Raw genomic sequence first — 6,228 nt, forward strand, 5'->3', positions numbered from 1 at the left:
GGCGCCGCAGCAAGGTGATCATCCGCTCACTGCCCCCCATCGCTACCAGTGGCCTGACCCAGCAGGATGTACCGGCGCTGGCCGAGCAATGCCGCGTGCAGATGCAGCACTGTATCGATCGCATGGAAGGCGAGCTGGCCCTGGCGTGAACAGTTGCCGAATTGTGCCAGTCAGACCAAGCTACTGGCACGGTTAACAGAAGAAGCGGACAACCATGGGTCGAGTCGTTGCAGCGGCGGTGTACAGCGCCGGCAGGAAGGTCACCAACATCAGCCTGGACGAAGGCAGCCAATGGGCGAGCAAGCCCGGGCATTTTGTCTGGATTGGCCTGGAAGAGCCCGATGCCCAGGAGCTGGCCAATCTGCAGCGCCAGTTCAACCTGCATGAGCTGGCCATCGAAGACGCACTGGAAAAACACAGCCGGCCCAAGCTGGAAACCTTCGGTGACGCCCTGTTCATCGTCACGTACTCGCCTGTGCGCCATGAAGGCAAGCTGGAGTTCATCGAGACGCATATCTTCGCCGGCAATGGCTACATCATCACTGCGCGCAACGGTCATTCGAAGTCCTACGCCCTGGTGCGCCAGCGCTGTGAGGCCCGCCCGCTGCTGCTGGAGCACGGCGAGGACTTCGTGCTCTACGCCCTGCTCGACTTCGTGACCGAAAACTACCAGCCGGTCAGCGAAGCCATTCATGGCGAGATCGAGGAACTGGAGCGCAGCGTGCTCAGCGGCTCGCTCAAGGAAGAAGACATCCAGCGCATCCACAGCCTGCGCCGCGACATCCTGCGCCTGCGCCGCTACGTGGCGCCAATGGTCGAAGTCAGCGAAGAACTGCAGCGCCTGACCTTCCCCTTTATCGACAAGAACATGCGCCCGTATTTTCGCGATGTGCAGATCCACGTCACCCGGCAGATGGAAGACCTGGCCGGGATTCGCGATATCGCCAGCCAGACCATCGAAATCGGCATGCTGCTGGAGTCCTCGCGCCAGAGCATCGTGCAGCGCAAGTTTGCCGCCTGGGCGGCGATCCTGGCGTTCCCCACCGCAGTGGCGGGGATTTACGGGATGAACTTTCAGAACATGCCGGAACTGAGCTGGCACTACGGCTACTTTGCCGTGCTGGGCGGGATCGCCGTGGGCTGCACGGCGTTGTATGCCAGCTTCAAGCGCTCCGGCTGGCTGTAACGGCAGGCCTCAGTTCGAGCTGCCCTGAGGTTTGTGCGCGACAAAACGCATCATCCATTCGGCCACCGTACTGCCGTGATGCTCATGCACCAGGCTGTCGATACCCTTGTGGTACACCTCCTGGCCGAGGCTGTCCTGGCGCAACTCAAGCAGCGCCCGCGAATAGTCGTGGATGAACTCCGGGTGGCCCTGGAAGCACAGCACCTGATCGCCGATGTGGTAGGCCGCGTTCGGGCAGAAATCGCTGGAGGCAATCACCGTGGCGTTTTCCGGCAGGCGCGTGACCTGGTCCTGATGGCTGATCAGCAAGGTCAGTTCTTCGACCTGCGGGCTGATCCACGGCGCCTTGGCGTTCATCACATAGCGGTGTGTACCCACCCCCCAGCCCTGGTGCGCGCGCTCGCTCTTGCCACCCAGCAGTAGCGCCAGCAACTGATGACCGAAACACACGCCAAGCAATTTGTCGCCACGCTGGTAGCGGTCCAGCAGGAACGCCTTGAGCTTCTGAATCCACGGATCATCACCGAACGAGTCGGCCTTGCTGCCAGTGACCAGGTAGGCATCGAACACCTGGTCTTCATCGGGATACTCGTCGTTCAACACGTTGTAGACGCGAAACTCGGCGGCGATTGGCTGGCGGGAGAACAGCTGCTCGAACATCCGTCCGTAGCCCTGATACTGCTCGACCAGCTCGGGTCGCAGGACGTCGGTTTCCAGGATGCAGATGCGTAGCGACATATAAATAGTCCTGAACGACAAAGGCGGGATTGCCCCGTAAAGCCTGCCCCGAATAAGGCGCGCAGGCAAGTATGATGCTCGGACGAACGGTCACGATCTGTGGATCCACTCACTAAAGGCACGCAAGTGTCTAGCAAGGGGAATGCTGATGGATGGCCAAAGGCCTCATAGCAAAAACTGCACATAACTGCTTAAGTACAGATTAAAGCGTTCTAAAACACGGGTGACGTTGACCCTAAGGTTAGCTGTATACCCATTAGCAACAGTTCGCGTCTTAATGGTTTCACAGCGTTAAATGATGTTCGCCAGATCGATGACAAGGAAGCCTCTGGGCACTCAGGAATAACAACAAAAAGGCGGTCAGCCATGTTCAAACAACACAAAGTACGTCAAGCCGGGCTCATCCTCTTCGCCACTACGCTGCTGTTGATCCTGCCGAACCTTTCGCGCCTGTTCGGCTGAGCGACATGCCCTCTTCCCTGGGTTTGTGCCTGGCACAAGCCGCTTGTGTGCAGGTAATCTGCCGACCCTGATGGTTGGAGAGTGCCCATGCGCCAGTGCTTTACCTTGCTCATTGCCCTGCTCTGCCTGCCCTTGCAGGCGGCACAACTGACCCTGGACCTGGGTAATGGCAGTCGCCCTTGGCAGAGCGCCGAGCTGCTCAAACACCCGCTGGTGCAGGACATCCAGATCGACAACGATGTTTCCTACAAGAAAACCATGCACTACCGCGCGGTGCCGCTGGCTGCGCTCCTGCAGGGCGTACGGGCTGATGATCACCTGCAGGCCGTAGCCCTGGATGGTTTTGCTGCCGAGATGCCGGCTGCGCCTTTGCTCAAGGACGGCCCTGCCCGAGCCTGGCTAGCCATTGAAGACCCGGCCAAGCCCTGGCCACCCCTGGCCAAAGGCAAAACCAGCGCCGGGCCTTTCTATCTGGTCTGGACCGACCCGCAAGCCGGGCGCATCAGCCCGGAGCAGTGGCCGTTCCAGGTCGCCAGCATTCGCCGTCTGGCGACGGTGGCCGAGCGGTTCCCAGCCATGCGCCCGGCACCGGGGTTGGCCGCCGATGATCCGATCAACCAAGGCTTTGCCGTGTTCCAGAAAAACTGCCTGGCGTGTCATCGCCTCAACGCTGCCGGTGACGCCCAGTTCGGCCCGGACCTGAACCTGCCGCACAACCCCACCGAATACTTCCAGTCCGACTATCTGCGGCGCTATATCCGCGACCCGCAAAGCCTGCGCCAATGGCCCCAGGCGAAAATGCCCGGGTTTACCGAAACGGTCATCAACGACAGTGAGCTGGACGCACTGCTTGCGTACCTGCGCCACATGGTCACGCGCAAACCCTGAAGCTCACTGCTGCTGGGCGTTGAGGGCCGGAGTCACCAGCACCTTGGCGTGCATCTGCTCGAAACCGCCACCCCGGCGCATGCCGCGTACCGGGCAGGCATCCAGGTAGTCCAGGCCCACGGCCAGCTTCAGGTGCCGTTCGGGCCGGGCCAATTGGTTGGTGACATCGAAGCTGTACCAGGCATCCTCAAGCCAGGCTTCGGCCCAGGCGTGGCTGGCCATCTGCTGGCTGTCGCTGTCGAATAGGTACCCGGACACGTAGCGCGCCGGCACGCCCAGGCTGCGCGCGCACGCCAGGAAGGCATGGGTATGGTCCTGGCAAACCCCGGCCCCACCGGCAAACGCCTGAGCCGCGCTGGTGTCGACGGCGGTGCTGCCCGGCCGGTAGGCCATGCGCTGGTTCAGGGCGTTCATCAGCTCGATCAACGCCGAGCGGTCACGCCGCTTGCGGCATTGCTGGCTGGCGAAGGCGCGCAACGCATCATCCGCTTCGGTGAGGCGGGTGAAGCGCAGGAACGGCAGCGGTGATTGCAGCTCGTGCTCGGTTTCACGACTTTCATCGATGTCGACCAGGCCGCGGGCGCCGATGACCAGGTCCGCATGCGGCTCCTCCAGGCTCAGCACATGCAGGATGTTGCCGAACGGGTCCAGTTGCGCCCGCACCGGCCGCGGCAGGTCCAGCTGCCAGCTGAGCACCTGCTGGCGTTCGCTGTCGTGCGGGGTCAAGCGCAGGTACTGGATGCTCGAGCGCACCAGCTCTTCGTAGTGGTAGGCGGTTTCGTGGCTAATGGTCAGTCTCATACAGCCTCCAGGTAGGCACTGTGAATGGCATTGCCCAGTTCACGCACCAGCGGAATGTAATGGGTCAACCAGGGGTGCAGGCCCTCGGCAAGGATTTCATCGATCGAGGTGTAGCGCAGGCGTGCGTCCACCTCGGCGGCCAGGCGCTGGGCCGGGCGGCCGTTGCCACCGGGCAGGCTGGCGAGGATCTGGTCGATCTCTTCGGTGCAGGCTCGCAGCGAGCGCGGTACATCGGCGCGCAACAGCAGCAGCTCGGCGACATGGCGGGCAGCCGGGGCGTCACGGTAGATTTCGGTGTAGGCCTCGAATGACGACAGCGCGCGCAGCAAGGCGCTCCATTGGTAATAGCCGCGCGCCGAGCTGTCGCTGACCGCCTCGGCCTCGTCGCCGAGCATCTCGTAGCGGGCATCGAGCAGGCGCAGGGTGTTGTCGGCGCGCTCGATGAAGGTGCCCAGGCGAATGAAGCGAAAGGCGTCGTTGCGCATGATGGTGCCGTAGGTAGCACCACGGAACAGGTGCGAGCGCTCCTTGATCCACTCGCAGAAACGGCTCATGCCGTAGCGCCCCAGGCCCTGCTCGGCGATGCCACGAATCTCCAGCCAGGTGGCGTTGATGTTTTCCCACATGTCGGCGGTGATCCGCCCACGAACCGCATGGGCACTGGCCCGCGCCGCGCCGAGGCAACTGTAGATGCTTGCCGGGTTTTCCGGGTCCAGGGCAAAGAAGTGCAGCAGGCGCTCGGCATGCAACTGGCCGTGGCGCTCCAGGTAATCGTCGAGAGTACCGGTGATCAACAGCGGCATGGCCATTTCATCCAGGCCGTCACCGCGGCCATCCTGCGGCATCAGCGACAGCGAATAACTGACATCAAGCATCCGCGCGAGGTTTTCCGCGCGCTCCAGGTAACGTGACATCCAGTACAAATCGGAGGCAGTTCTACTCAACATGGCTTAATCCTCGACCACCCAGGTGTCCTTGGTACCGCCGCCCTGGGACGAATTGACCACCAGTGAGCCTTCACGCAGGGCAACCCGGGTCAGGCCGCCAGGCACCACCCGGGTCTCGCGCCCGGACAGCACGAAAGGCCGCAAGTCGATATGCCGCGGGGCAATGCCGTTGTCGACAAAGGTCGGGCAAGTCGACAGCGACAGCGTTGGCTGGGCGATGTAGGCCGCCGGCCGGGCCTTGATCCGTGCGGCAAACGCCTCGATCTCGGCGCGGGTCGCTGCCGGCCCGACCAGCATGCCGTAGCCACCGGAGCCCTGGGTTTCCTTGACCACCAGCTCCGGCAAATGCGCAAGCACGTGGGAAAGCTCTTCAGGCTTGCGGCACTGCCAGGTCGGCACGTTCTTCAGGATCGGCTCCTCATCGAGGTAAAAACGGATCATGTCGGTGACATAGGGGTAGATCGACTTGTCGTCGGCAACGCCGGTGCCAATCGCATTGGCCAGCACCACGTTGCCGCAGCGATAGGCGGCCAGCAGCCCGGGCACGCCGAGCATCGAATCGGGATTGAACGCCAGGGGGTCGAGGAAGGCATCGTCCAGGCGCCGGTAGATCACATCCACCGCCTTGGGGCCGTCGGTGGTACGCATGAACACCCGCTCGTCACGCACGAACAGGTCGGCGCCCTCGACCAGTTCGACGCCCATCTCGCGGGCGAGGAAGGCGTGTTCGAAGAACGCACTATTGAAACGCCCGGGCGTCAGCACCACCACGCTGGGGTTATCCAGCGGGCTTGAGCTCTTGAGGGTATCGAGCAACAGGTTAGGGTAATGATCGATGGGGGCGATGCGCTGGGCGGCGAACAGCTCGGGAAACAGGCGCATCATCATCTTGCGGTCTTCAAGCATGTAGCTGACGCCGCTGGGAGTGCGCAGGTTGTCTTCGAGCACGTAGTAGCTGCCGTCGCTGTCGCGCACCAGGTCGACCCCGCAAATGTGCGAATAGAGGTCGCGGTGCAGGTCCAGGCCTTGCATCGCCAGCTGGTACTGGTCGTTGGCCAGGACCTGCTCGGCCGGGATGATCCCGGCGCGAATGATGCGCTGGTCTTGGTACAGGTCAGCCAGAAACAGGTTCAGCGCCTTGACCCGCTGAATGCAGCCCCGCTCCACCACCCGCCACTCACTGGCGGGGATACTGCGCGGAATCGG

6 protein-coding genes and 1 pseudogene are annotated in these 6,228 nt (G+C 62.5%); 3 read left to right on the plus strand and 4 right to left on the minus strand.

Features of this window, described 5'->3' with window-relative positions; all coding sequences use genetic code 11:
* Both UW3_RS29935 and UW3_RS0123945 read left to right on the plus strand, forming a co-directional pair.
* Positions 1–149 (plus strand): annotated as a pseudogene (locus tag UW3_RS29935) (1-acyl-sn-glycerol-3-phosphate acyltransferase); the annotation flags it as partial.
* Positions 150–214: 65 nt separating this feature from the next.
* Positions 215–1,186, plus strand: coding sequence for a magnesium and cobalt transport protein CorA (locus UW3_RS0123945; RefSeq protein ID WP_010226338.1), 972 nt, complete (start codon positions 215–217; stop codon positions 1,184–1,186).
* 9 nt (positions 1,187–1,195) lie between these two features.
* Here UW3_RS0123945 and UW3_RS0123950 read toward each other — a convergent pair whose 3' ends face one another.
* Positions 1,196–1,924 (minus strand): amidotransferase, encoded by a 729-nt coding sequence (locus UW3_RS0123950; protein ID WP_010226339.1) that lies wholly within the window; start codon positions 1,922–1,924, stop codon positions 1,196–1,198.
* A gap of 549 nt (positions 1,925–2,473) precedes the next feature.
* Here UW3_RS0123950 and UW3_RS0123960 point away from each other — a divergent pair.
* On the plus strand, positions 2,474–3,274 hold the full coding sequence (locus tag UW3_RS0123960) for a cytochrome c (protein ID WP_010226341.1): 801 nt from the start codon (positions 2,474–2,476) through the stop codon (positions 3,272–3,274).
* A gap of 3 nt (positions 3,275–3,277) precedes the next feature.
* On the opposite strand, the gene UW3_RS0123965 is transcribed toward UW3_RS0123960, so the two are convergent.
* The 3 genes from UW3_RS0123965 to UW3_RS27620 all read right to left on the minus strand — a co-directional run.
* The gene (locus tag UW3_RS0123965) at positions 3,278–4,075 is read right to left on the minus strand and encodes a transglutaminase family protein (RefSeq protein WP_010226342.1); all 798 of its coding nucleotides are present in this window, start codon (positions 4,073–4,075) and stop codon (positions 3,278–3,280) included.
* Positions 4,072–5,022 carry an alpha-E domain-containing protein gene (locus UW3_RS0123970; protein ID WP_010226344.1) on the minus strand — a complete coding sequence of 317 codons (951 nt, stop codon included), beginning with the start codon at positions 5,020–5,022 and terminating at the stop codon, positions 4,072–4,074. The genes UW3_RS0123965 and UW3_RS0123970 overlap by 4 nt, the downstream gene beginning before the upstream one ends.
* 3 nt (positions 5,023–5,025) lie before the next feature.
* A partial coding sequence (locus UW3_RS27620; RefSeq protein WP_010226346.1) for a circularly permuted type 2 ATP-grasp protein occupies positions 5,026–6,228 on the minus strand: 1,203 nt, incomplete at its 5' end.

This window comes from Pseudomonas donghuensis, from assembly GCF_000259195.1.
Taxonomy (GTDB): Bacteria; Pseudomonadota; Gammaproteobacteria; order Pseudomonadales; family Pseudomonadaceae; genus Aquipseudomonas; species Aquipseudomonas donghuensis.

What these genes read in the sequence shown, in the direction of transcription:
- UW3_RS0123960 (WP_010226341.1), top strand. Translation starts at nt 2,474, where the DNA reads ATGCGCCAGTGCTTTACCTTGCTCATTGCCCTGCTCTGCCTGCCCTTG.
- UW3_RS0123950 (WP_010226339.1), bottom strand. Translation starts at nt 1,924, where the DNA reads ATGTCGCTACGCATCTGCATCCTGGAAACCGACGTCCTGCGACCCGAG.
- UW3_RS0123945 (WP_010226338.1), top strand. Translation starts at nt 215, where the DNA reads ATGGGTCGAGTCGTTGCAGCGGCGGTGTACAGCGCCGGCAGGAAGGTC.
- UW3_RS0123970 (WP_010226344.1), bottom strand. Translation starts at nt 5,022, where the DNA reads ATGTTGAGTAGAACTGCCTCCGATTTGTACTGGATGTCACGTTACCTG.
- UW3_RS0123965 (WP_010226342.1), bottom strand. Translation starts at nt 4,075, where the DNA reads ATGAGACTGACCATTAGCCACGAAACCGCCTACCACTACGAAGAGCTG.